This is a genomic window from Colwellia sp. MB3u-8, assembly GCF_014076985.1.
In the GTDB taxonomy this organism is placed as follows: domain Bacteria; phylum Pseudomonadota; class Gammaproteobacteria; order Enterobacterales; family Alteromonadaceae; genus Cognaticolwellia.
The window spans coordinates 249,442-274,419 of record NZ_JACGVA010000037.1; the positions used below are offsets into that span (position 1 = coordinate 249,442).

General features: G+C 38.4%; 22 protein-coding genes, 1 tRNA gene and 3 pseudogenes. 8 read left to right on the forward strand and 18 right to left on the reverse strand.

Annotation, left to right across the window (positions count from 1 at the left end; genetic code table 11):
* Window positions 1-231 precede the first annotated feature (231 nt).
* The 10 genes from H4J54_RS03480 to H4J54_RS03525 all read right to left on the reverse strand — a co-directional run bounded on the left by H4J54_RS03480 (window position 232) and on the right by H4J54_RS03525 (window position 7,277).
* On the reverse strand, window positions 232-1,887 hold the full coding sequence (locus tag H4J54_RS03480) for a B12-binding domain-containing radical SAM protein (RefSeq protein ID WP_182189562.1): 1,656 nt from the start codon (window positions 1,885-1,887) through the stop codon (window positions 232-234).
* A gap of 107 nt (window positions 1,888-1,994) precedes the next feature.
* On the reverse strand, window positions 1,995-2,972 hold the full coding sequence (locus H4J54_RS03485) for a DUF1186 domain-containing protein (protein ID WP_182189563.1): 978 nt from the start codon (window positions 2,970-2,972) through the stop codon (window positions 1,995-1,997).
* Between the two features lie 526 nt (window positions 2,973-3,498).
* Entirely contained in the window at window positions 3,499-3,966 is a 468-nt protein-coding gene (locus tag H4J54_RS03490; RefSeq protein WP_182189564.1) for a tRNA-uridine aminocarboxypropyltransferase, read from the reverse strand.
* Window positions 3,967-4,024: 58 nt separating this feature from the next.
* Window positions 4,025-4,300, reverse strand: coding sequence for a hypothetical protein (locus H4J54_RS03495; RefSeq protein ID WP_182189565.1), 276 nt, complete (start codon window positions 4,298-4,300; stop codon window positions 4,025-4,027).
* Window positions 4,301-4,409: 109 nt separating this feature from the next.
* Window positions 4,410-4,637, reverse strand: a complete 228-nt coding sequence (locus H4J54_RS03500; protein ID WP_182189566.1) for a DUF6429 family protein — start codon at window positions 4,635-4,637, stop codon at window positions 4,410-4,412.
* A 113-nt stretch (window positions 4,638-4,750) separates the two neighbouring features.
* On the reverse strand, window positions 4,751-5,056 hold the full coding sequence (locus H4J54_RS03505; protein WP_182189567.1) for a hypothetical protein: 306 nt from the start codon (window positions 5,054-5,056) through the stop codon (window positions 4,751-4,753).
* Between the two features lie 150 nt (window positions 5,057-5,206).
* Window positions 5,207-5,674, reverse strand: a complete 468-nt coding sequence (locus H4J54_RS03510) for a hypothetical protein (protein ID WP_182189568.1) — start codon at window positions 5,672-5,674, stop codon at window positions 5,207-5,209.
* Between the two features lie 76 nt (window positions 5,675-5,750).
* A complete protein-coding gene (locus H4J54_RS03515) occupies window positions 5,751-6,500 on the reverse strand; it encodes a hypothetical protein (RefSeq protein ID WP_182189569.1) in 750 nt (249 codons plus the stop codon).
* A gap of 166 nt (window positions 6,501-6,666) precedes the next feature.
* Window positions 6,667-6,840 carry a hypothetical protein gene (locus tag H4J54_RS03520; protein ID WP_182189570.1) on the reverse strand — a complete coding sequence of 58 codons (174 nt, stop codon included), beginning with the start codon at window positions 6,838-6,840 and terminating at the stop codon, window positions 6,667-6,669.
* 83 nt (window positions 6,841-6,923) lie between these two features.
* On the reverse strand, window positions 6,924-7,277 hold the full coding sequence (locus tag H4J54_RS03525) for a DUF6559 family protein (RefSeq protein ID WP_310650766.1): 354 nt from the start codon (window positions 7,275-7,277) through the stop codon (window positions 6,924-6,926).
* A 155-nt stretch (window positions 7,278-7,432) separates the two neighbouring features.
* Between H4J54_RS03525 and H4J54_RS03530 the strand changes: the two are divergent.
* Window positions 7,433-8,155: pseudogene (locus H4J54_RS03530) on the forward strand (transposase); the annotation flags it as partial.
* Here H4J54_RS03530 and H4J54_RS19740 read toward each other — a convergent pair.
* Complete coding sequence (locus H4J54_RS19740) at window positions 8,103-8,378, reverse strand: transposase (protein ID WP_182207966.1); 276 nt, start codon at window positions 8,376-8,378, stop codon at window positions 8,103-8,105. The pseudogene H4J54_RS03530 and the gene H4J54_RS19740 overlap by 53 nt on opposite strands.
* Window positions 8,379-8,644: 266 nt before the next feature.
* Window positions 8,645-8,863, reverse strand: a complete 219-nt coding sequence (locus H4J54_RS03540) for a transposase (protein ID WP_182189573.1) — start codon at window positions 8,861-8,863, stop codon at window positions 8,645-8,647.
* A 768-nt stretch (window positions 8,864-9,631) separates the two neighbouring features.
* On the opposite strand from H4J54_RS03540, the gene H4J54_RS03545 reads away from it, so the two are divergent.
* From H4J54_RS03545 to H4J54_RS19350, 3 genes and pseudogenes are all read left to right on the forward strand, one after another.
* The gene (locus H4J54_RS03545) at window positions 9,632-9,772 is read left to right on the forward strand and encodes a transposase (protein ID WP_182189574.1); all 141 of its coding nucleotides are present in this window, start codon (window positions 9,632-9,634) and stop codon (window positions 9,770-9,772) included.
* A 24-nt stretch (window positions 9,773-9,796) separates the two neighbouring features.
* Window positions 9,797-9,967: a hypothetical protein gene (locus tag H4J54_RS03550; RefSeq protein WP_182189575.1), complete on the forward strand. Its 171-nt coding sequence runs from the start codon at window positions 9,797-9,799 to the stop codon at window positions 9,965-9,967.
* A gap of 47 nt (window positions 9,968-10,014) precedes the next feature.
* Window positions 10,015-10,260 (forward strand): annotated as a pseudogene (locus H4J54_RS19350) (transposase); the annotation flags it as partial.
* Window positions 10,261-10,360: 100 nt separating this feature from the next.
* Here H4J54_RS19350 and H4J54_RS03560 read toward each other — a convergent pair.
* Entirely contained in the window at window positions 10,361-11,779 is a 1,419-nt protein-coding gene (locus H4J54_RS03560; RefSeq protein ID WP_182189577.1) for an aminotransferase class V-fold PLP-dependent enzyme, read from the reverse strand.
* A gap of 313 nt (window positions 11,780-12,092) precedes the next feature.
* Here H4J54_RS03560 and H4J54_RS03565 point away from each other — a divergent pair, with 313 nt between their 5' ends.
* Window positions 12,093-14,366, forward strand: a complete 2,274-nt coding sequence (locus H4J54_RS03565) for an aminotransferase class V-fold PLP-dependent enzyme (RefSeq protein WP_182189578.1) — start codon at window positions 12,093-12,095, stop codon at window positions 14,364-14,366.
* A gap of 222 nt (window positions 14,367-14,588) precedes the next feature.
* Window positions 14,589-14,714 (forward strand): annotated as a pseudogene (locus H4J54_RS03570) (transposase); the annotation flags it as partial.
* Window positions 14,715-15,005: 291 nt separating this feature from the next.
* Here H4J54_RS03570 and H4J54_RS03575 read toward each other — a convergent pair.
* Window positions 15,006-15,096, reverse strand: a tRNA-Ser gene (locus H4J54_RS03575).
* Window positions 15,097-15,379: 283 nt separating this feature from the next.
* Here H4J54_RS03575 and H4J54_RS03580 point away from each other — a divergent pair.
* Complete coding sequence (locus H4J54_RS03580; protein ID WP_182189579.1) at window positions 15,380-16,828, forward strand: MATE family efflux transporter; 1,449 nt, start codon at window positions 15,380-15,382, stop codon at window positions 16,826-16,828.
* A 111-nt stretch (window positions 16,829-16,939) separates the two neighbouring features.
* Here H4J54_RS03580 and H4J54_RS03585 read toward each other — a convergent pair whose 3' ends face one another.
* Genes H4J54_RS03585 through H4J54_RS03595 form a run of 3 tightly spaced genes read right to left on the reverse strand, consistent with a single transcriptional unit; the run spans window position 16,940 to window position 21,817 of the window.
* Window positions 16,940-19,612 (reverse strand): M14 family zinc carboxypeptidase, encoded by a 2,673-nt coding sequence (locus H4J54_RS03585; RefSeq protein WP_182189580.1) that lies wholly within the window; start codon window positions 19,610-19,612, stop codon window positions 16,940-16,942.
* 41 nt (window positions 19,613-19,653) lie between these two features.
* A complete protein-coding gene (locus H4J54_RS03590) occupies window positions 19,654-20,895 on the reverse strand; it encodes a RimK family alpha-L-glutamate ligase (protein ID WP_182189581.1) in 1,242 nt (413 codons plus the stop codon).
* The gene (locus H4J54_RS03595; protein WP_182189582.1) at window positions 20,864-21,817 is read right to left on the reverse strand and encodes a RimK family alpha-L-glutamate ligase; all 954 of its coding nucleotides are present in this window, start codon (window positions 21,815-21,817) and stop codon (window positions 20,864-20,866) included. Before H4J54_RS03595 ends, H4J54_RS03590 begins: the two co-directional genes overlap by 32 nt.
* Window positions 21,818-22,040: 223 nt before the next feature.
* On the opposite strand from H4J54_RS03595, the gene H4J54_RS03600 reads away from it, so the two are divergent.
* Window positions 22,041-23,201: a M20 family metallopeptidase gene (locus tag H4J54_RS03600; protein ID WP_259366943.1), complete on the forward strand. Its 1,161-nt coding sequence runs from the start codon at window positions 22,041-22,043 to the stop codon at window positions 23,199-23,201.
* A gap of 24 nt (window positions 23,202-23,225) precedes the next feature.
* On the opposite strand, the gene H4J54_RS03605 is transcribed toward H4J54_RS03600, so the two are convergent.
* Window positions 23,226-24,929: a SulP family inorganic anion transporter gene (locus tag H4J54_RS03605; protein WP_182189583.1), complete on the reverse strand. Its 1,704-nt coding sequence runs from the start codon at window positions 24,927-24,929 to the stop codon at window positions 23,226-23,228.
* Between the last annotated feature and the right edge of the window lie 49 nt (window positions 24,930-24,978).

Below are 24,978 nucleotides of genomic sequence, written 5' to 3' on the forward strand. Positions count from 1 at the left end.
TTCGTTTAAAAATAGCAAATAAAGTCCTGATATGGGCTTTTGCCGGTTTTAATTCAAGTGGCTCGATTTTATTAATGACTTGTACAGTATAAAAATCAGCGTGTTTTTAATAAATTATGTGCTGCTACACATTATTGACATTGTCGGCAAGTAAAGAGGCAGGTTTTTCATTTGTGCTCTCAAATTAAGCCCAGGATTGAAAGTATAGATTAAACCTCTAACTTTTAGCCATTAACTCATATGCCTTTGTTGTCGCTGCAGTGATTTATTTTTCACTATGGTTGCTGCTTGTGGAACCGCATAAAGGCTCAAGCTGCTAAACAAGCTTTTCAATTTAGCTGCTTCGTAATCTTGCTCTATCTTTTCGATAACCACTTCATGTTTTTCAGGATACAAAGCTTCAACCGCTTGTGAAATTAGCTCAAATAACTTTTTCAGGTTAATTTTATGAATTTGCCCAGTTTTATTAAAAATCCACTCGGTAATCGCCATAAAATCATCAAACGGTTCATCCGACAACATATGGGGTAAAGCGTATTTAAAACGCCCTGAATTACCTATCATGTCCCAATAGCGAGCAAAGCGATTAATACGTTGCATGGTGGTAAAACTCACCCGGTCGGTACTTAAGATATTAAAAGGTGGCAAGGGATTAAAACGCAAATCAAATGCTTCGGTATGTCGAATAATCGGGCTACCTTTCAAACGTTTCAATATACCCATTTGAATTTCATGCGGACGACAATGATAAAGTTGGTTGAAGCTGTCTTTAAAAGTGTCAAAGGTTTCGCCGGGTAAACCAAAAATAAGATCAGCATGAATATGTGCATGGGTATGATCTTTTAACCAGATTAAATTGTCTTTCGACTTAGCGTTGTTTTGCTTACGGCTAATATTTTTTTGCACTTGTGTATTAAAAGTTTGTATACCAATTTCAAATTGCAAACTGCCCTCTGGAAATTGCGCTAACACCTCTTTTAACTTTCTAGGCAGATGATCAGGTACTACTTCAAAATGCAGATAAAGATCGTTAGTCATTCGGTCTAAGAAAAACTGCATAATTTTCATCGTGGTATTAATATTTAAATTAAAGGTTCTATCAATAAATTTAAAATTACGCGCGCCACGGTTATATAAAATTTCCATTTGCTCCAGAAATATGACTATCTCAAATGGCACAGAGGTTTTATCTAACGACGATAAACAAAACTCACACTTAAACGGGCAACCACGCGAGGCTTCAACATAAAGCAAACGGTGGGTTAAATCTTCATCGGTATAATACTGGTAAGGTGATGCTAACTCATTTAATTCAACGGGTTTTGAATGAACTATTTTTTTATCGGGTGGCGTGTTATTTATAATGTCTTTACACAGTTGATAAAAACTTAAATCCGCCGGACCCGTCAAGACATAATCGGCATTGGCAACAATGGCTTGCTGCTCAGTTTCATAACTTACTTCTGGCCCACCTAAAATAATCTGAATGTCAGGCGCGATAACTTTTAATAAGCTAACCACATCGGTGGTTTCAACGATATTCCATATATAAACCCCAAAACCGATAATATCAGGTTTTGATGCAAGAATTTGTTCAACAATATCAATGGCACGCGTTTGAATAATAAACTCTTTTATTTCACAATAATCCTGTAATTCTTTTAAATTAGCGTAAAGATAACGTAAACCAAAACTGGTGTGAAAGTATTTAGCGTTGAGGGTAGCAAGCACAATTTTAGGCACAACTTTATCAATATCATCACTGTTTATCTCAGCAACCTGTGTACACTTTTTTATGGCATCGGGTTTTATGGCATCTGAGGTATGTGCTTCAGTTAGATCAAGCTGGGTAACGGTTAGTTCGGGATAATTTAATTGTTCTGCCATACTACTTTTTAAATACCTTTGATTAAATACCTGATGATAATGTGCAATTATACTGTGATTGCTGATGTTATTCAGCAATCTTATTTTGGCTATTCCAGCTGACTGTTTTACTGCAGACAACACTTCTTATATTTCTTGTTGCTGCCACACGGGCAAGGATCATTGCGGCCAGCTGTTGCTAATGAACTCACGGGCACACTGTTCTCTAAAATGGTATTTTCGTCGTACAAGATATTAGACAACAAACCGCCCTCGCCCATTAACGAATCAAATACATCAAGGTCGTCGTTTGAAAGGCTATCACTTGAAGGATTGTCTAATACTTCATCATCTGAGCTATCACCTTCAGCCCAAGAGTTTAAGGTGTCAACAAGATTAAACTCTGTTTGAATAATGCCAGACTCAATCAACTTACGCCCATCAAGGCTCTGCCATGCTTTTACTTCATCTTGTTTAAAGCGGTATTCATCAAATACGTCTTTATCACATAAGCCAATAAACTGACTTTTAAGATCATCAAGTTGATATTCGATACAAGAATCAGCTAATGCGCTAATTAAAAAACTACTGATTGAACTGGGTAAAGCCAAAAATGCGGCTAACCATAGCGTGATATGTTCACTCAATTCAGCCTGATCAATAGTGCCCACTTCGTATTGAGCAAATACCGCTTCCATAGCAGATGCTTTGCCATACATGGCTTGATGACCAGCAACAATATAGTCAGACAAAGCTTGTGTATTACCATTGGCGACATTATAAAATAAGGTTGATGTTAATTCAGTAATCGCATCACCAAACACCCCTTCAATAGGCGTTAAAAACGAGTCACTGCACGAAAAAAGCTGTAAGCACTTTGACAGCGCCGGAGAATACTTTAATTCGGCTAATAATAAGGTGCCAAAAAATAAAATGGCATTCTGCTCATCGGTTAGCGAACTATCATCTGCGACAAATTGATCTATTATCTGCTCTAATTCAGCATAAAATGCTGGCCAATTCGTTTTAGCTACGTCGAGCGCGGCAACAGGCAGTTCGTTGTCATGTGCATTACCTATTACTAATAAAGCTTGTTCTAAATTCATGTAAATTCCGCGTTAAATAATCAATGATGAGTGGCAAATGCCAAATGTTATGAGCATGCAAAGTGCGTAGGTTTTAGTCGGGTTAAAAATGTTAACTAATAGCGCATGATTAACTAATAGCCGGCTATTAGGATTGAATGCAACAGGATAACTAGCTTTTTAAAGCGAATAAAACAAGCAATTTGAATGATGATGGGGGTATCTTAAACACTTCTTATTACCGTTACCATGCAAAGCATCAGATTCAACCGAATTTTCATTTGATTTGTCACTATAACGTTGAAATTGATCTTGTTTCGCTGCCAGAAGTTTAGCGTACCAATGTAACTCGAACACGCACGCTATTTGAAAAATGAACAACAAGGGTTAAGCCGACCTGGCTATAGTTAGAATAACCATGATGACTTATAGGACTTTAGCTAGATATTTAAAAGTATTTTTTAGCTTGTTCATTGGATAAAAGATAGCGTAAACGCAATCAACCCTAATCTTTAGTTTAATTTTTTTGTTATTTTTTTGTTATTTTTTAGCCATTAAACTGCTCAAATTTTAATGATAATTCTGCTGCCATTTTATGTTGTCCTTTAAGCCTTAATACTTCGATTATGCATTCGATGGTACATAAGCCACCTTTAGGTTGATTGGCCCTAAGGTTATATAACGAAGAATTTGCCGTTTTCAAAGTAGATTGTGGCGCATTTTTTAAGTACGAGCTCTGGTTGAAAATTTTATTTGCTTCCTGCCATGTGCCATCAATAATAATAATGTTTTCATACTCTTCAATTGTTAGCCTTGATACTGCAGATGATGACTCTGCCTTCGAATATAATAATACCGCCTCATTATTTTCTATCAGTCGAGTAAGATTTTTATTAGGGTTTACTCTTTCCCAAAGTATACGTTCAACAATTTCATTAGCACTTTCTAGTGCCAGAGAGCCGGTATTAGTTGCCCTATGTAATTCACGCTCATGGGTAAGTAAAAATATTTTCATTATTAGGTATTGTTCCGTTTTATCGGGGGAAATATCATCCCCCGTTTAATTGTTCTTGTTATGACTGAGTATGTTCCCAACCATGCTTTTTAATTATTTGAACAATACAACCAATTAAAAAATATCCTAAAAATTGACCTGAAAGAAAAAGTATCATTTTAAGTGCAAAATCAGTTTCTTCACTGAAAAAAAGGAGAATGAGCATTGCTGGAGCAACCACTACTTTATATCCAGGTAATGACACTGGAACCATGTAGTAATTAAATAAAAAAGAACATAGTCCAATTGCAACACCAACAGCCCCGAATATTGAGGAGTACTTATAATTTAACACCAATAATATCGACTCATCATCACGCCTAAATAATGGGCCAACATGAAGCGAAGCGAACCAGCTGCTGTTTTAGCCCTGTTAATTTTATTGTTATATGCCCTACTACCGCTTAATTTTTAGCAAAAAGCTTATGAAACAACTCTTCAGATTTTTTGAGCCCTTCGTCAGTTAATACAACAGATTTAGCTTTGCCAACGGGATCACATATTAAGCCTTTTTCATATAACCGATTAGTTACTTCCCAATCAATTTGTTTCCATGCTCGAAAGTGATCATGCAATGTGAGATACATTAAAGCTAAGGCTGCTTCATCGATTTTATCTTCATCAATATCCATGATTATCTCCAAAACCAGAAGGACCAACGCCCTGTTAATAGGTAAAATATAGTTGGCTAGAATAGCGACGAAGGAGCAAAAGCCAACTGTTTTTTGTCCCTGTTAAACAGCTGTTAGGCGATTTTAAAATACACTATACTTGCAACTAAAACTAACACAACATACGCCAAAAATTGAATGCCAGCTTGCCTATGTTTATTTGCAAACTCACATACTATTTTATTGGAAATGCCACGTAATAATTTTGAACCTTTTGATGATACAAATACTATTGGAATTTTTAAAAATTTAGGTGACCCAAGCTGCTCCCAAATTTTAGGTTCAAGTGTTTTGACCGATTGATAATATTTATATTCAGCAACACCTGAGCGAAACATTAGTAAGGCCAAGATTGAAACGAGAACAATTGAAATCCACATAATTCCTCCAAACTATTAGAAAACACTAAACTAGATAAAACGCCAACACCCAAATAAAAGACAAATATTGTTGGCTAAAATAAGTGAACGAAGGAGCAAAAGCCAACTGTATTTTGTCCCTGTTTATTTACTTATAGGTAATAATTGCGCCTATAACTCCACCCAAAAAAATAAATATGGTGTAAAAACTAAGGGGATCATTGCATTACTAAACGTTTGAGCCAAAGGAGTTTTACTAATTTTTGTAGCTTCATATTTATGTATTGGTGGATCCTCAGAATAAGCTTTGAACCAAGAATTATAAATTTGAAATGGCACAATATTTTGATAGTTTTCATCTCCTCGAAAATAAGCCTCGATAATACGAATTCGATAGGCATTAGCATATTGGAATGTCTTCCATTTTGCCTCAATTAGCCAAAATAATAATGCAGAACCAGCGACAAATAGAAATAAAGATGTTGAAAATCCCCCTTTCGAGGAATCAAAACCTAGTGCTAAAGCACCTAATGAAATAGTGATGCACCAACTTTTGATTAATAGTGCCCGATTATCAAAGTCTTCATATGTTTGTTGTAGAAATAAATACTCTTCCTTTAATTCTTCTCGGATGCTCATATAATCTCCTTATGACCAACGCCCCATTAAGAGCCAACTGTAATTTGTCCTGCTTGAACGTGTTGTTAGCTGTGTTTTAGTCATGCTTCCCTTCGGATTCTATAATTTCAGGACTGTAGAGACTCCTAGCAAAATCAAATGATAAAGTAGAATAGTTTGGCCGAATTTTAGCATCGAGTGGCTCTACTATATTTAATAAAATCCAACAACTATCGGGGCCTAAAACAACTCTAACGATTTCATTATCAACAACGCCTGTAGCTGATAACCTCTGCATTTTGTGAAATAGCCCTACAAACTTCCTTCTAGAATTATCAATTAACTCAAATTCTTCTAATTCACTATTTTGAAGTAAATCAGATTTATTCTTCTGGACTAGATCAAAGTACATTTTGTCAAAATTTTCCTTTCTACCAAACTTTGATAAAGTGATAATTGCATTTCTCATTTCTGAAGAAGAAATTTCATTCATGAAAGGCATAATGACTTCAAGGCTAATCGCGTTTTTTTGATGTGTAGCCATCTCTTGCTGGGCAGCTGTTGACGCACTTATTTCTTTCCTTGTTAATTCCAATTCCTCTGCTTGTATCCTTAATGCTTCGCGTTGCTGTTGAATACTAATTATTACAGCAATTAATGCGAAACCAGAAAAAAAAGCACTAGCTGGACCAAACATTCCGCCAACAGGTGCAACAACTTTAATAACATCTTGCTCTGTTGGAGTTATAAGCCCTAGATGATAGATAATGTAAGGAGCTAGTCCCAATATTAATGATAACAATAAAGCCGATATAAAAATTAAAAACCAATATGCCTTGTATTTCATTTTCTTCCTCTATTAATTTTAAAATGATTGCATGCACGAAATAGTGTGAGTGTACCTATACAGCTGGCTCCCAATTAACGGGCAAAAAATTGTTGGCTAAAATATTGAACGAAGTGAAAACAGCCAACTGTTTTTTGTCCGTTTGAACGCCTTGTTAGTAGTATTTTTACGAGCTGGAATGCTTGTCTTTTTTTGAAAAAATACCAAACCAAAATGCCAATTCAAATAGTGCACCAATAAGAATAAAAACAAATAAGCCAGTCGAACTACCATAAGAATAACAAGTAAGGGCAGCTAAAATTAAAGCGGCTAAAATCACCCATTTTGTGAAACTATTCATAATTTATATCCTTATATGATTAGAGAAATACTTAATACTACTAACGCCCCATTAAAAGTCCTGCTTGAATGGCTTATATATGGCTAATCACCACAGCCAAAATCAAGACCAATATCTGTAACTTCATTAACTAAACCAGACATTGTCGATTGTTTAGAATAACTTAAAAGTGACTCAAAGTTAAATCGTGGCCAACCCTCAAAACACTTTTTTGATACTTCTAATCGTAACTCTGAAAAAGTAGAGCCGAATTGATGTGTTTCAGATAATTCATTAAAGTCTACTTGGGAACAAAACATAGCGAAAGCATATTTAATATTTATATCGTTACCTAAAGCGTCCACAAAAACACGTTTCACTTCCTCTGGTGAGAAAGAATTTTTCATATCGAATTTACTTAAAAGCTGACGTGGGATTGACGTAACAATCTTTTCTATAGTGTTTTAATCTTGGAATGAACCAAACATTTCGGCTAGCTCCTTTTGCCATATAGACACAATGACTCCCCACGAAGTGCTAGCCTCTGAACGTGGGTTAGTTTTACAAACCAGAGCCATAATATATGTGTCAACAATATAAAACAGAGGCTAGCATGATAAAACATAACATATTTTTCATTGGCTTAGATACTCATAAAACATTTACTGAAGTCGCTTATATTGAAGGCCAACGTGGCGCTAAATCAACGCATCTAGGTAAAATACTCAGTAATAAAGCCGCCTTTAAAAAACTAGCGCGACAATCAAAATACCCAGATGCCACACTTAATTTTGTGTACGAAGCTGGCTCTTGTGGCTATTGGATTTACCGCTTGCTCACCAGCCTTAATCATTGCTGCTATGTCATCGCACCTTCGCTTATCCCTAAAAAACCAGGAGAGAAAATCAAAACAGATAAGCGTGATGCGCTCAAACTTGCAAAGCTGCTCAAGTCTGAAGATTTAACGCCTCTCTATGTCCCTGAGCCCGAAGATGACGCCGTACGTAATTTATCACGCGCCCGTGAAACCGGCATGAAAGATTTAAAAGACGCCAAATACCAACTAAAAGCTTTGCTGTTACGTAACAACATTAACAGCAAAATAAAAGATAACTGGTCATTACAGTATTTGCGTTGGCTCGCTGAATTAGTGCTACCGCATCCTTGTCAGCAAATTGTTTTACAAGAAGCGGTTTCGACCATTACTGAGCGACTAAAACGCTTAAAAAGGCTGGATAATGAATTAACACATCAAGTGAAAAACTGGCGGTTTTATCCTGTTGTTAAAGCGATACAAGCGCTCCGTGGTGTGAGGTTATTAGTAGCCACAGGAGTCTGACCTGATCAAGTAATGATCGTAAACACCTATCACTTCTTTTCGTTATCCCTAATAACTTATTATTTCCCCCTGTTCTTGAATGCGCAGGAACCACACCAACACTTGCGCTAGCATCTCGCCCACACTTATAGGCTGAGCCATCACCCAATCTTGCATAAAGTGTACTCGCTATTATCCAAGCCACGCCTGGTAATGCAGTTAATTTACTACAGACAGGCACTTCCTTAGCCCTAGCAACTAACCTATTTGTTGCTTCTTCAACCTGAATATTTAACAACAAAAGTTGGTTTAGTAAATCCCTTAAAATAAATCGGCTAGACGTCGTTAATTCATTCTCTGCATCTTCAAGAAAACTCGTTAAGACTGGCTGGTCAAGATTTTTTACTTGAACAAAATAAGTCTTAGGTCGTTTGATAGACTCATAAATAGCTAAAGCATCGTTTTATTACCTGTTCGGTACTTAGCTGCAATATGTGCGGGGAAAAGTCAGACTTTATGGCCGCTTTGTTGGAAACGACGCCTCCAATAATGTGCGGTTCCGCAAGCTTCCATACAAATGATTGCTTCAGGGTGTTGAGCAATGAATTGAACTATTTTAGATTGGCTCATTTTGTTATTAGATTTCATTACGCCATATTTATTAAATAAGGCAACTTGGAAAACAGTTTTAGCTAAATCGATACTGATAGTGGTAGATTTTTGCATAGTATAGGCTCCGTTTTGATTGGTATCTTCACCTTAGCCTATTTAGGACAAAGGTGAAGATACCATTGAACGACAGCCAACTTTTAGCAGTCCGTTCTTAAACGCCTTATAGGTTTAGTTGCTAATGTAAGCTACATCGATAACAGATGATTTATTTATTGTTAGTGCGATTAATAAATAAAATTTCTACTTTATCAGGTGCATTACTAAAACTATGCCTCGAGCCTTTTAAGCTAATATTATCACTAGAAGTTATTAGCTTAACGCCGTGCGCGACTTAAAAGTTTCGTTATCAAGGTTGAAAAAGGCATGTTCTAACTTTATATAGTAATCGCCAAAAAAAATTATAAAGCGATTTAGAACATGCTATTAGAAGAGTTTATCATCTGGGTTTACTGTTGGGTAGATGAAAATTACGTTGGAATTTTAGGTGAAACTAACATTAGAAAACGCGGGCATTCAGGCCCTATTTCATCTTTTATCTATCTCAATATCAATTACTCCCTTATAACCGTATTGAAGAATACTTTAGTGATCAACGAGGTATTCCGATCAGTGCTGGCAGTTTATTTAACTTTAATGAACAAGCTGCGGCATTGGTAAAGTCATCAGGCGCAGAAGGCATCATAAAGCGGCATTACAAAGCCCCCACTAAACTTTACATGATGAAACCGGGATTATATTTGTGGTAAACAGCGGTGGCTTCATGGTGCATCCACAACGTGGTGGACTTATTTTTATCCTCATGAATAAAGAGGAAAAATAGCGATGGATCAATCGAGTATTTTACCGTACTTTACAGGCGTGCTATGTCATGACCATTGGAAGCCGTATTATCAATATACCCAATACCAACATGCATTATGTAATGCTCATCATATCCGAGAATTAGAAAGGGCGTGGGAGTAAGACGGCATGCAATGGGCGAAGGATATGCAAAACTTACTTAAAGCAATAAATAAACCGCAAATAGATAATCCTGATGTAGATAAAGAGGCTAAACACAAATATAGTGAGCAATATCAAAATTATTGGCTTAAGGTGACGCTAAATACCCACCACCAGATAAAAGTAGCCGCGTTAAAGGCCAGCGTGGCCGATTAAGCGAACAAAATCCAGAGCATTGTTGGAGCGACTATCAAGATGCTGTATTACGCTTCATGATGAGTACGGGAGAACCATTCACTAACAATCAGGACGAGAATGATATTAGGATGACCAAGGTTCATCAAAAAATATCAGGATGTTTTAGGAGTGAGCAAGGTGCAGAGATGTTCTGCTTGCTTGGAAGCTATCTATCGACTTGCAGAAAACAATTTGTATCTGCTAGCTTCGCCCTTGAATTGCTATTCAAATATCAGCTGCCTGATATATTTATTGAAGGTGAGACTGAATAGTGACAAAATTAATAGCGTTAATGCACACAAAATTATACCACAGCATAGACCTTCGTGCGCACCTTGGAATATCAGAAAAAAATAGACTCGGATTTTTAATTTATTTAGACCTAACGGCATTCCATGCATTTAACAAAGAATCTGCTAGCACCTCAATATCACCTTTATTGGTAAGCTGAGAAATGATGGAAATCCGCAAGATTGATTGATTTTTCCACTTTGCGCCTAAGACAAAATTTTTATTTTCTTCACGAATTTTCTGGATAACCGAGGCAGTCATTTGATTACGTTTTTCAAGTGAATCACTTTCGTCGCCAAATGCAATGGCCAGCTGATTCAATACTACCTGGTTTAAAATTCTGATCCCTGGTGTATCTGCCAATAGTTGTTGTAGCAATTTAGCGCAATTATGATGACGACTGATCATTTCCGCTACCCCCTCTCGACCTAAAGCTTGCAAAACAGCCCACAGAGAGAATCCCCTTGCGCGCCGCGAAAGCTCAGGACCAAATTGTGTAGGGTTACGTCCATCATCGGGATCACTGACCAGATAGCTGGCAGAAATATCCATGGCTCGGCGATGGGCCCGAGGATGTTTGACAATAGCATAACCAGAATCATAGGGCACTTGTAACCACTTATGCCCATCCACAGTCCATGAATCTGCGTGTTCCAACCCATCACAAAGATGTGCAAGTGACGGTGCTGCCCTAGCCCATAGACCAAACGCCCCGTCAACATGTACCCAGGCGTTATAGGCTTTACACAGGGGTATAATTTCAGTGAAGGGGTCGAAGGCACCGGAATTGATATGTCCAGCCTGGACTATCACAATTTTAGGCCCATCAATCTGTCCGAGTTTGTGTTCAAGATCAGCCGGCAGCATACGACCTTGATTATCAACGTCTATAAAAACAAGATTCTTGCGCCCAAAACCCAGATACCTCAAATCTGAAATAATGGTGGCATGCGCCTCTTCGCCCAAAAACACTTGAATGTTGGGTGCCCCAGTTAGACCTTCAAATTCGAGATCATATCCCTGACGATGTAACACTTCGCTGCGAGCAACACTGAGACAAATAAAACTTGCCATTGTGGCCCCTGTTGCGAAGGCAAACGAACAATCTGGTGCCAAATCCAGTAGTTCTAGTACCCACTTTGCAGATACTTCTTCTGCAATAGCTGCAGCTGGAGCGGTTTGATGAATTGCGGCATTCTGTCCCCAGGCTGAGGTAAGAATATCGGCAGCAACGCCGATGGGATGAGAAGCGCCCTGGACCCAGGCATAAAAATTTGAATGTGTATTGCTGACTAAACCGTGCTCGGCGGCTCTAACTAAATTTTCAATAACAGCCTCGCCGTTCAAGCCATTAACCGATAGTTCACTGTCAAACTTCGCTCTAAGTTCCGCGGTTGTTGCTGATGGAAAAGCAGGTAGTTTTGGTCCATCTTCACGCCATGCTACGGCATGTTCAAGCGCCTTCTCGGCCGCCACTTTGAATTCTTTTTGACTGGTCATATTTTTTCCTATTATGGCTGAATTATTAGGTATTACCCCTAAGAGTAACTGGGAAAATAGTTAGGTTAAACTATTACCCAAAAAATACCTATAACGTCAGTTGGTATTTAAAAGATATTAGCCCGTCTAACCCATTATTTGCAGTTACTTAGTCCAAATATATTTTAGATTCTTAACCGAAAGTTACGCTAACTAATAGTGACTATTATTGTTGGTTTAAATAATTTAAGCTTAAAGGTTGTATCACAAAATTAAATTGTTAATATAGCTAAATGAAATTACATATAGCATTTAGTTATAAAAGAGACTATACATGACCCAACAAAAACCTTTGAGCCAAATTTATCTTGATGCTAACGCAACAACGCCTGTTTTACCCAAAGCTGCGGCAGCTGCATTAACAACAATGGAAATACTGTTTGGTAATCCAAGTAGTAGCCATATTTCAGGGTTACGAGCAAAGCAAGTAATGGATCAAGCGCGTACCAAAGCGAAGCGAGTTTTGGGTTCAGGTAATGGACAGGTTATTTTTACCAGTGGTGCAACTGAGGGTATTCAAACCGGTATTTTATCGGGGCTATATTATGCTAAATCAAAGATGCTACCAGGTGAGGTATATACTATTTTATATGGTGAAACAGAGCATAAAGCCGTCCCTGAATCATTAAAACACTGGAACAAAATTCTTGAAGTTAATGCAAAAATTAAAGCAATACCTGTAGACCATAAAGGCGATCTTGACTTAGATTTTATTGCGAAAGAAGTACCAAGTGCTTTAATGATTTGTACAATGGCTGTTAATAATGAAACGGGTGTATATCAGGATTTAGCGCGATTGGAAGAAGTGATCCGACAACATAGTAGATCTGTATTTTGGATGGTTGATTGTGTGCAAGCGCTTGGTAAAACATCATTAGCATTAGCTGACACCAGCATTGATTATGCCCCTTTTAGTGGCCATAAGTTATATGGACCAAAAGGGATTGGTTTTGTTTATATTCGAGAAAATGCCCCTTTCACCCCTTTTATTGCAGGAGGAGGACAAGAAGGAGGTTTACGCTCAGGTACTGAAAATTTACCAGGTCTTGCTGCATTAAATGTTATTTTTGATATGTTGCTATCAACTCAAGATGATAGTTTTAGCGATATAACTCAATTAAATCAATTTAGAACACAATTTGTAAAGACCTTAAAACGCGCATTTCCTACGGTAGTATTCAATCATAGCTTTGATAATAGTGTACCAACGACATTGAATTTTTCAATTCCAGGATTTAGTTCTAAAGAAATGATGGATTTATTTGATGCAGCTAACATTCGAGTGAGTTCTGGTTCTGCTTGTAGTTCAAAAGTGACCCGTAGTTTTGTGCTTGATGCTATGGGATTACCTAAATGGCAAAGTGAGTCAGCGATTCGGATGTCGTTTGGACCTGCGATGACACAAATAGAAGTTGATGAAGCCTGTGAACGTATTGAACACTCAGCTGATGCTTTAGGGCAAAGTTGCTTAACACTAGATGCCAATTCACTTGACCCACAAACAAAATTAGATGGTCTAGTACAATTTAAAGTCGGTGGCAGCTCTACTTGGTTATATGTTGATAAAACAACACAGTCAGCAATTGTTATTGATCCCCTAGCTGAAATTACGACACGTTTAATGACAATATTAAGTTGCCAAAAATTAACATTAACCGCAGCAATAGATACCCATGGCCATGCAGATCATGTTTCAGCACGAGGACAACTTGTTAAAAAAAATCAACCTAATAAATCCACCGATTCATTAGGTTGGCCTACAGAACATGAATATTACATTCTCAATGGCCAAAGCTATCCAATGATCAATGTTGGCACTAAATATTTAGTCAAGGTGGCAACACCTGGTCATACTGACGATAGTATTAGCTTATTATTATGTTCTACTCAAGAGCAATCAGATCAGTTGGTTATTGATTATGTGTTTAGTGGAGATATAATTTTGATTGGCAGTTTAGGGCGCACTAATTTTTCGACCAGTAGTGCTCAAAAAATGTATCAAAGCTTACAATTACTACACAGTATTGTTGGTAATAGCAGCTTATTATGTACCAGTCATGATTATAACAATGAATTTGTAACTACTATTGGGGTTGAAATATCACGTAATAATTTACTGGCTGATGTAATTAATCAAACATTGACCGAGATGCAATTTGTACAGAAAAAAACACAGTTAGATAACCATATTGCAGATGAAGTGGGTAACGAAATACTCTGTGGTGCTTTTATCGATTCGTGTCAGAAAAACGCAGTTATAGAATATGATACACAATCATTAGCGGATGCAATGCAAAAAACTAATCATATTAAGCTGATCGATATAAGAGAACCACATGAGTATATACTCAATCATGATCAGCAATTTAATTTAAATGTACCATTAACCCGTCTAGTTGATTTTATTTCAACACATCAAGATAAGGCGCAAAAATTAGTCTTGGTGTGTCGCAGTGGCAGTCGCTCTCATATAGCAGCACAAGCATTATCACGCTTAGGCTTTAAAAATGTAGGCCATTTAAAAGGTGGTTATGCTTTATGCCATTAAATATGTATTACATCAATAATGGATTCAAATAATAAGTGCATAGTTTTATTAGGTAACCTGAAATTTTCTTAAGCCGTTCATATGTGCATAAATTTAATTTGAGGACAATGAAAGATGAGAGCATTGTTTGTTTCATTGAAAGGCGTTGTAGGGAAAAGTTGACGTGGTCTAATGGATTGGACTACCTAGTTAAGAGATAATAATCTTAATTAGCGATCGAAAATGACAAAACGTAAAAAATATTCAAAAGACTTCAAAGTTGATGCTATCGCTTTAGTCGTTGAGCAAAATTATAACCAGGCAGAAGCCTCAAGAAACTTAGGGGTTAATCCTAATATGCTTGGTCGTTGAATAAAATTATTAAATCATTACTTTTAGCCGTTGTGAAAGAGATAAAGGTATTTGAAGGTGAAGTGCAGATTAAAGGTTAAAGGTTAAAAGTATCAATTAGTTGACTTAACTTCTAAAGCAAAAGAGAGTACTCCGTTAGAAGTCCCCTCTTTCGTCACTGTGTAGCAGTGAGATAAGGATTTGAACCCTACTCGAAGAATTGGCGCTATAAACCCTACCTTGTCGTAATTCACTAAATTCTAGACGAAAAAAAACCGCTAATTTTTCGATTAGCGGTTTTTTATAATTTGGCGGAGAGATAGGGATTTGAACCCTAGAAGGGCTATAAACCCTTGCTGGTTTTCAAGACCAGTGCTTTCGACCACTCAGCCATCTCTCCAATGTTCAAAAGCATTGCTGCTTGAGAACGGGGCGAATAATAGATACTGTTCACTGGTTTGTAAAGTGCTAATTTAGCTTATTAGGCATTTTGTTTGATTTTTATTGTTAAGTGCTTAATAAAGCATCAAATGGTGATTTTTACTCGCGCTTTTTTCGTGTTTATCTCATTTTTGCAGTGCACTTAACTTTCACCGCACAAGTACGATTTGTAACAATCGTATTCATCAGTAATTACCGCGGCAACTGGTATACTGTGCTATTGCGAGTTTCCCGGAGATATTGTGCCTAAATCAAGTCAATCAGTTGCTGACCGTAGTCTTTTAAGTTTAACCTGGCCCATTTTTATTGATCTATTTTTCATTTTCATGATCAATGTTACTGACGCCTGGTTTTTAAGCCGTATATCTGATTCTGCAGCTGCGTCAATAGGTGCTGTTATGCCTATTTTAGGCATTGCCTTTGCGCTTTATAGTACTATGCATCAAGGCGGTAGTAGTATTGCATCACAGCGTATTGGCGCTGGAGATCATAACAAGTTAGCCGCAACTTATGGTGTGCTGTTTGCCATTTTGCTCTTTATCGGTATTTTATTAAGCATTGTCATGATGGCTTTTGCACCTGTATTCGCGCAATGGATGGGTTTAACCGATGATATGGCAGGTATGGCGAGCATATACTTAAGCACCATAGGTATGGGCACTGCGATATTAGCCGTACGCTTTGCTGCCGCTGCTGTTTTAACCTCTCAAGGTAAAACACATTGGAATATGTGGTCGACTTTCGTCATGACCATAGTCAATATATTATTTAACTATCTATTGATTGACGGAAAACACGGCTTCCCTGATTTAGGAGTACAAGGTGTTGCCTATGCCTCAGTCATCGCTTGGGTTGTCAGTTTATGCTTTACCCTTGTGATCATTATTAAACATTTACATATCAAGATTACTTTACCCAAGCGCTGGCAATTATTTAAAACAGATAGTGCGCCCATCTTAAAAATAGCACTGCCATCGGTGTTAGAGCCCATGTCGTGGCATCTAACCCAAATATTGATGACAGTTATGATCGTCACTATGGGTGAGCTTGCTTTAGCCACGCGTATTTATAGCTTTAATTTACTTTTTACCGCTATTTTATATGGCTTTGCTATCAGTTCAGGCGTACAAATTAAGGTCGCCCATTATATCGGTGCCAAGCGTTTTGAAGAGGCTGATCAACAACTGATGTTGGGACTTAAGCTGGGTATTGCCGGGGCGATGTTTTTTGTTTTCACCTTATTGGCATTTTCTGACCCGTTGTTTGCAATATTTACCAGCAATATTGAAATTTGGGCGTTAGGCAAGATGATATTGATTATTGCCATCATAGGTGAGTTTGGCCGAAGTTTTAATCTGATCGTTGGCGCATCATTGCGAGCGTCTGGCGATGCACGTTATGTGTCAATGGTTGGCTTTATTATTATGTGGTTTATGGCCTTACCCTTAGCTTGGCTGTTAGGGCTACATTTCGGCTATGGTTTAGTGGGTATTTGGCTGGCAACCAGTTTAGATGAATGTATTCGCGGCATTATAGCCTTAAAGCGTTGGAATACAGGAATATGGCGCAGCAAAGGCATATATGTTGCCGAGATACCTGCACCACTGAGTATTAATAAGCGTACTGATGCCCCAGAAGTTATTAATCAGGAGATAACACAACAACACTATGATCAAGCATCAAAAACTTGATGAGATACTTGATAAAAAAAGCCAGTATCATTATTAATGGTTTTCATATATTGGTAACAAAGCCCATTATTGTCTTAATTAGAGCGAGTGCAATGACACTTAACAAGCAGGCTATTCAATATCGCCGTCATCATTCTCGTACTCGCTCAACATTTCATCAAAATGATCGAAGTCGGTGAAATCTTCATTTACAACAAGGGTATCAGTCACGTTATAACAGATACTTGCGGGCTTCGAATAGTTTGGCACCACATCATAACTAAAAACAGAATAGTATTTGGCTATATTGGCGTTGCCATATTTATCGTAGGTATACTGGTCTTTTCCCGCATAGAGCTTAACCCCATCGAAAGGTGACATGGGTGGATGAAAACAATTTCTCACCACATAACAACCAATATAATCTTTATCTTCTGGGCTTTCCCAACTCAATTTCACCAATGAATCTTCAATTGTTAGCGTTAAATTAGTGGGTGGTGACACGGCATTTTTACGACGTGTGACATAATTAATCATTAAACTCGGTTCGTTATTCTTGTCATTGCATGACCAGTCAATAATAGCGTCACGTTCTTGGGAGATCGCCGTCGGTCTGATGATGAAGTAGACTGGCTTTCCTTCAGAGTGAAGCCGTTCCAGGTCTTGACGACAATAGCTGTCAAAAATCAGATGGTGCTGGGCACTTTTTTTAAGTTGTGTGTTACTGATTTCATAACCGATAAATTCGATTTTCTGTCGATTTTTGACGCTAACATAATCCAGATCTTTAAGCTCTGCCAGTTCAATCGTAAAGCGAATATCTTTGTTTGTATTAATACTGTTTTTATTCTGCATAACCAGATAGGCATCAGTGATCACCGTTTCCTCGGGGTCTGGTAACTGATCCAATGAAAAAGCCATTTGACCATAAACAACCCCCCCTTCACGGTCAAACCCGCAGCTCAGACAATCTTCGTCTATCTTGTGCATTGAAATGGTGTTTAACGCTACCGGCGTTAATCTTAGCTCTGTGGGTTTAGCGCGATAAATAATATCAAGAAAAGGTCGATAATGGACCCCACCACCAAATGGGCCATAACCAATATCAAACTGCATAAGTTGAGATTTTTGCCCTAAGGGCAATTTGTTTGGCCCCTGTATTCTAAACAAAATACGACCACTAGTAATTTGATTTTGTAATAACGCACGCTCAACGCCGTTAAAGTGCCATTCTTTCCATATACCTTGTCTGAGATGATCAGACTCAATGGTTTGCCCTAAGGTAAGTAGAGGCACAGCATTTTGAACCTGATTAAAATCAGAGATGTCTTCCAGCGTATTAGCGTCAAGGATCGAAATACTCCATTCACCATAAGTTTCAATTTTGGCACCCACTCTATTCATCGGATATAAAGAAAAAATGGCCGATTTGATGGTTAGCTCAGGAGATAAGTTTTTCAGTGAAAAAGCAATTAAGCCAAAACAGATCCCTTTTTTACTAGAAACGCCAATAAACATAGAATTTCGACCAAAATGTTTTTTATTGGCATCAAGACTATATTCGCCAAGGTAACCAATATCGCTTTTGGCCGGGAGTAAGGCACGAGAAAATTCATCCGGTGCTAACTTTGTTTTTAACCTGATTTCGGGACTAAACGGTGAGTTCAGCATATTGCTGGGATCAATCGCGTGAAGATTATAATAATACATTTGACCGCTCTTCAATTGAATATCGGTAAACTCGCAACTATGAGTGATGGCAATCAAATTCTCTCTTGAACAAGCTGATTTAGAAGTGTCGCTGCGAAATATTTCAAAATATATCGCTTTATTTTCCAGACCGTCCCAACTCAAACTAACGCTATCAGTAGTGATATCGGTCACATTGAAATTTGTAATACGCGGTGGAGCCTCTTTAACGTAATTTCTCACTGTTCTGAAAGCAAACAACAAGGCGGGAATATTTTCATCAATCGATTGCGCCATATATTGCAAATAATCGGGAATATTTCGGCTACCCACTTCAACCACTATGCTCATTATTCCCCTATCATAATAATACTCACGGCCGCTACCGTGGATCAAATTAAACGGAGGTTTCCCTCGATGAATACCGTATTCTCGTCCGGTAACTTTCCTGATTTCATTGTTCATGTTGGCACACAACACATTCAAATCAGTGCCTTCAATTTCTTTTTCATGATTGAATTTATGCGCGGGGAAAAAAACATTACCTTGTGAATGATAATCAAGAGCAACACGAATATTGGGGTGAGTCTCAACAAACACTTTGATGGCTTGAGTTTCAGGTTCAGAAAATGCGGCTGGACCTGAATATATCGCCGAACTGGTATCTGTTCCTTTTTTAAAGCGCACACCAAAGTTACGATTAAGGTCAACACCGAAGGTATTGTCGCCGTTGTCCCTCCTATTTTTGCGCCAAAATGAAAAATGGGTATGCGAATATTCAAAACCGTCAGGGTTAAGACAAGGCACAATATAAAGACTACTACTATTGAGTGCCGATGCTAACATCGGATGATGTTGATGGTTATCAATAATATATTGAATAAACTTGATCGCCAACTCATTGCCAATCCACTCACGTGCATGAATTGAACCGGTATAAAGCAAAGCCGGTTTATTGCCCGCGTTACTCACATCATTGGAAATTGTTGCCATCATGATGGGCCGTTTTTCCCACGTTTCACCAATGCTATTAACCTGAATCAGATCAGGGTATTCACGCATCGCATTGGCCAAAAATTCACAGGTTTGCTGATAAGTTGAATATTGTTTTTTCATAATAGAAGGCCATTTTATTTTTCAATCGAATAATATTACTGTTATTCACTTATAACAGGCAGTACCAGGGGCAATTGCTCTGTTACTTGTATGTCTTCTCTGCCTACATTTTCAAAAGCAGGTATATCACTCTCCTGTGCACCAACTGATTGAACAGCCACTGCAGAGGTTTTATCAAGGCTTGGTTGATAACGCGCATAATTATCTTGATAATTCCAAATATCACTCGGCCATTCTTCGTACTGATTTGGCTCAGTATTAAGTAATGGAGAACCGTCTGCACTTATTTTGTCGAAGGTTTCACCACTATCGTTGACGCTCTGGTGACATTGTTTTGAAAAACTGATGTGACGCATAGTGCGAAGCAAGGCAGAATTTATTTTCCCTAACTCTTCCCAGTTATAAAGCGGGATATAAGGCTTAGAAAATTGGCCTGAAGACAAACTCCACATCAGGTACTGACCTATCCAGTCTCTGATATAAGAAAATGCGGCAAAAGCCGTGGCGCATTCTAAAATGCGGTATTGACCATCTTTTCCTACGGCAATATCACATGCCCAAAATTCAGCGTTTGCTGCTTTTGATGCCTTAACAGATAATTGCAAAACTTTTCGGGGTACTGCTTTATAATCCATGGAGCCACCTTGGCTCGTGTTGGTTAGCCATTTGCCTAGCAGGGGTCTGCGCCAAAAGGCACATACTGGTTTGTGACCAATTAACATCACCCGAATATCTGCTGCCATCGGGATAAAGTCTTGTACGTATACGGGGTAATATTTTTTGCACTCTAAAAGTTCACAGGCCTGCGCAAATGAATCTACTTTGTGGACGAAATAACCGCCATAGTTAGAAGGACCATAAGATTTTTTGATTATTAGTGGGTACTCGGCCTTAGACAGAAAATCAAAGGCCTTTTGTGGTTGATAAAAAATATGCGTATTAGGGATCGGCAGTGCATATTTTTTACAAAACCGAGTCACATTTTCCTTCGATTTATTTGAGAATTGGCTATCTAGGGATGGGATAAATTGTACTGTTGGTAATGCGCGCGAAATCTCACGAAAAGTTTCATAAGCGGTCGCCGGAATATTACCGATCAATACGTCAATTTTTTTACTTTTTACCGCATCAATAAAGCGTTCTTTGTCTTTACCCCAATGATAAACCACCTTTTCTATTTTATCAGGCCAGCCTTTAAAATTAGAGTAATCAAAAAAACGTTGTACATGGTCGAGATATAAAAAGGCAATTTTAGGCAATGTATTTGGCAAGTGCTTGCTCATGAATATTTCCTATAGCATTAAGTTTAACTTTGCGTTCGATTAAGTTGACGATTTTCTCAATTTTTAGCGCATTAAAATCCAGTCCGAATTTTTCTTGTTCCGGTGTGGCAAAGGCAGGAATACCGTTGACTTCCAATACCACAAATTGTTCGCGTTCTCGGTCATAAATCAGGTCAACCCCTGCAATATCTAAGCCTGTTAACCTAGCTGCGCGTAGCGAAAGAGCGGCAATTTGATCGTTTAGCTCGCGTAAAATTATCGAACCACCGCAAGAAATATTTGTACGCCAGTCGCCTTGGGCTGCTTTGCGTCCGTAGCAACCCACAATCGTCCCGTCAACCACGTCTACTCGAAAATCTGTAAAGTCATTGTCTATCCATCTTTCGAGATAAAAATAACCAGGCTTAGTCTCATTCAATAACGGTAATAATCGTTCGAACTCGGCTGCACTTTCAATTTTAATAATCCCTTTGCCGCCCCAACCATTAGTGGGTTTAAACAGTGCCTTCCCCCCCCAGTTACGTAATATCTCTCTGGCCCTTTCCAACTCTTGGTGATGACATAATTGATAATTAGCGGTTGGGACACCATTTTGATTAAGTAAATGAGAGGTTTTAAACTTGTCTTCCGACACACAAAAAGCTTCAAAGCTATTAATACAAGGCACCGTCATATTGAGCGCTTGATAGAGATAAACCTGATAATCACTCTGCTCACTAGCGTTATAGGAAAAGTAGAGATCTAGGTTTGCCATTTCCACCTCGCCAGAAAATATATGGCCATTATTTGCATAGCCATTTTTCAAGCTCAAATTATTAATCACTGCGATCCCGTTTTGATTTAGTTGCTCAATAATACGTTGCTGTATTACTTCCCCACCGCCATTTCGGTACATCCACATCCCAATAGTGTAATCAGTCATATATTGCCACTCAGCAAAGTTAATTTAAAAATAAACGCTGATATAGTTATTAAATATCAGCGGAGTTCGAACAGTTATTAACCTTATCTAAATAATTATAAATTAATTAAGCTGCAACTAATTTGACAATTGTCAGGGTGAGGGATTATTAAATTTTTTAACCTTTATCTTAAGCCGTCATCCGTATTTTTATCCCCTATATTATTAACCAGTAAGGAGCCACATGAAGATTAATTTAGATTTAAAAGCTGATACTGATCCAATGAAACCTGATGGATCAAATTATGATTTTTCAGAGCTCGCTGAACTCATAAAAATGAACTCAAATACCCACAACAAAAAAGGGGTCGATCTTTTAGGTAAGCGCTATCAAAGCCTATTTGAAATACTGGGGTATCACACCAAACGATACCCCAGAAAAGATATTGGTGATCATCTGCTATTTAGTTCCCAAACTAAGAGCGGCAATAAACTTTTACTGCTGGGTCACCTAGATACTGTTTTACCGCCAGAAGTCCCTAACCTGTTTAGTGAAGATAAAGATTGGATCTATGGACAAGGAGTCTGCGATATGAAAGGCGGAATTCATGTCGCCATTTGCGCCCTAAGGGAAGTAGCGAAAAGATATGGCAGTATTGCTGATATTGACGTACTGCTAGTAAGCGATGAAGAAACAGGCAGTGATGATAGCCGCCAGATCACAGCTGTATTAGCAAAAAGCTATCAGGCCTGTCTGGTATTTGAAGCTGCAGGTAAAAACGGTGAAGTGGTGGTTGGACGCAAAGGTGTTGGCACTTTTGCTATTGATCTTAGCGGTAAAGCCGCACATGCCGGTAATAATTATCTACAGGGTGCTGATGCTAATTTAGCGGCCGCAGAAATGCTTATCAAACTAAATCAACTGACAAATCTTGCAAAAGGCACAACAGTAAATGTTGGAAAAATTAGCGGCGGAATCGGTGCCAATACGATTTCACCCAATGCACATTTGCTAGTGGAAATTCGTTACAGCAAACACAACGAACGGGATCGTTTACTCACTGCAATCAATCGTATCGTCGCAACCGAGCAGGTAAAAGGTGTCACCGCAAAATTGTCTGGTGGTATTCAACGCGACGTTATGCAAGCTAATGATAAGCAGGCTCAATTTCTCGCCAAGCTAGAGTCTATTTTAGGTGAAAAATTACCGACAGAAACAAGAGGCGGAGTCAGTGATGCCAATATTGTTTCAGCCGCGGGCGTAGTAACACTTGACGGTTTTGGTCCCTTTGGGGAACACGACCATACAAAAGAAGAGCGAGCATGTAAAAAGAGTTTCGTACGGCGTGTCCAACAAGTTAGCCTAATTTTACTAGAATATAACGGTGTGAAAACTAATATTTAGTGGGACATTGAGCGCATAAAGCCCTTAACCTTGCGCCTCTTCATCTCCGATTTGTTTACTTTTATTTATTCTCAACGCTAAATACAAGTCAGAATGAACATAAATGCCATCGCTACCTGATTTAATATCTGCGTTTTTAAACCACGCCAGAAGTTGGCGTTTTCTACCGGCAAGCTCAAGGCGTACCCCGCGCTTTTTAAAGATAGTATTCAAATCTGCCAGCATGGCCATAACACTTAAATCTAAATGGGTGAAGCACGGAACCGCGTCAATAATGACACACTCAATACCATCTTTTTGTCGGGCATATTGCTCTAATAACCTACGTTTAAAAAAACTAGAATTAAAGTAGGTTAACGGCGAATTAAAACGATAGATGAAAACACCGTCTATCGCTTTGGCTTTATCGCTGGTATCTAAACTTCGCACCACACCATTGATATCAACACCAAGTATATTGTCTGTCGGGCGCATTACGGTGCGAATAAATTGAAATAAACCCAGTAATACCGCCAGCGTAATACCAGGAATAACACCAATAAACAGCACCGCAAATAATGTGATTAAGGTTAAGTAAAATGCTTGCCGGTCTTTTAATCTTAATCGCCATACCGCTTTTAAATCTAAAAGATGTATTGACGCAATGATCAATACAACACCCAATGCAGCGCTAGGAATAAACTCAAGTGGCGCCGTTAAAAAAATCGCAATAATGGCAATAATAATCGCCGCTATAATAGAGACTAATTGTGTTTTACCACCATTGGCATCATTCACTGCCGTGCGAGAGTCTGCGCCGCTCACTGCGAAGCCTTGTGATAAAGCAGACGCAAAATTTGCCATGCCCAAGGCCATAAACTCTTTATCTGAGTCAATATCGTAGCTATTTTTTTCAGCAAAACTGCGTGCGGTTAGCATCATACTCACAAAGCTGACTATCGCTAGGTTAAGTGCTGGCATAACTAGCCCACGAAGAATACCAAGATCAAAATCAGGCGCTTTAAATAAGGGTAAACCACCTTCAACAATACCAATGGTTTTTATCTCAAACTGCTCTAAATTAAAAAACCATACTAACGTAGCTGCAAAAGCGATGGCGAACATAGAAGCGGGAAAAGTGGGTTTTAAGCGTTTGATAAAAAAATAAATGCTGACAGTAAATAAGGCCATTAATAGCGTTGGCACATGCGCTTGCGAGAGATATTCAGGTACACCCCCTAAACGCTCAACCAGGTGCCTTTCGTCAAATGTAAAACCAAAAACTTTAGAAAACTGACCCACAATAATGGTAATGGCGACACCATTTAATAGTCCCATCAAAATAGGTTTGGATAAAAAGTCCGCCAATACGCCAAGCTTAAAACGACTGGCAATTATGCACCAAAAACCTGTCATCGCCGTCATGGTGATCACTAATTGCCAATGCTTAACAATGTCACCTGCGGCTAAAGGCGTTACCACAGCGGCAATAACCGCACAGGTCGCGGCGTCGGGGCCAACAATTAATTGTTTGGAGGTGCCAAATAGTGCATATATGATCATGGGTAAAACACAGGAATATAAGCCAACAACTGCATTAACACCGGTTAACTGTGCATAAGCGATAGCAACCGGTAAAGCAACGGCTGCAACCGACAATGCCGCTTTAGCATCATCAGCTAGCCATTGACGCTGATAATTGAACAAAACGTTCAAGCCAGGCATAAAGTTATATAAACGTGAAAGCAAAGTCGTTTCCTTACTGACAAAGTGAGTGTCTAAATAATAGAGTGCCTAA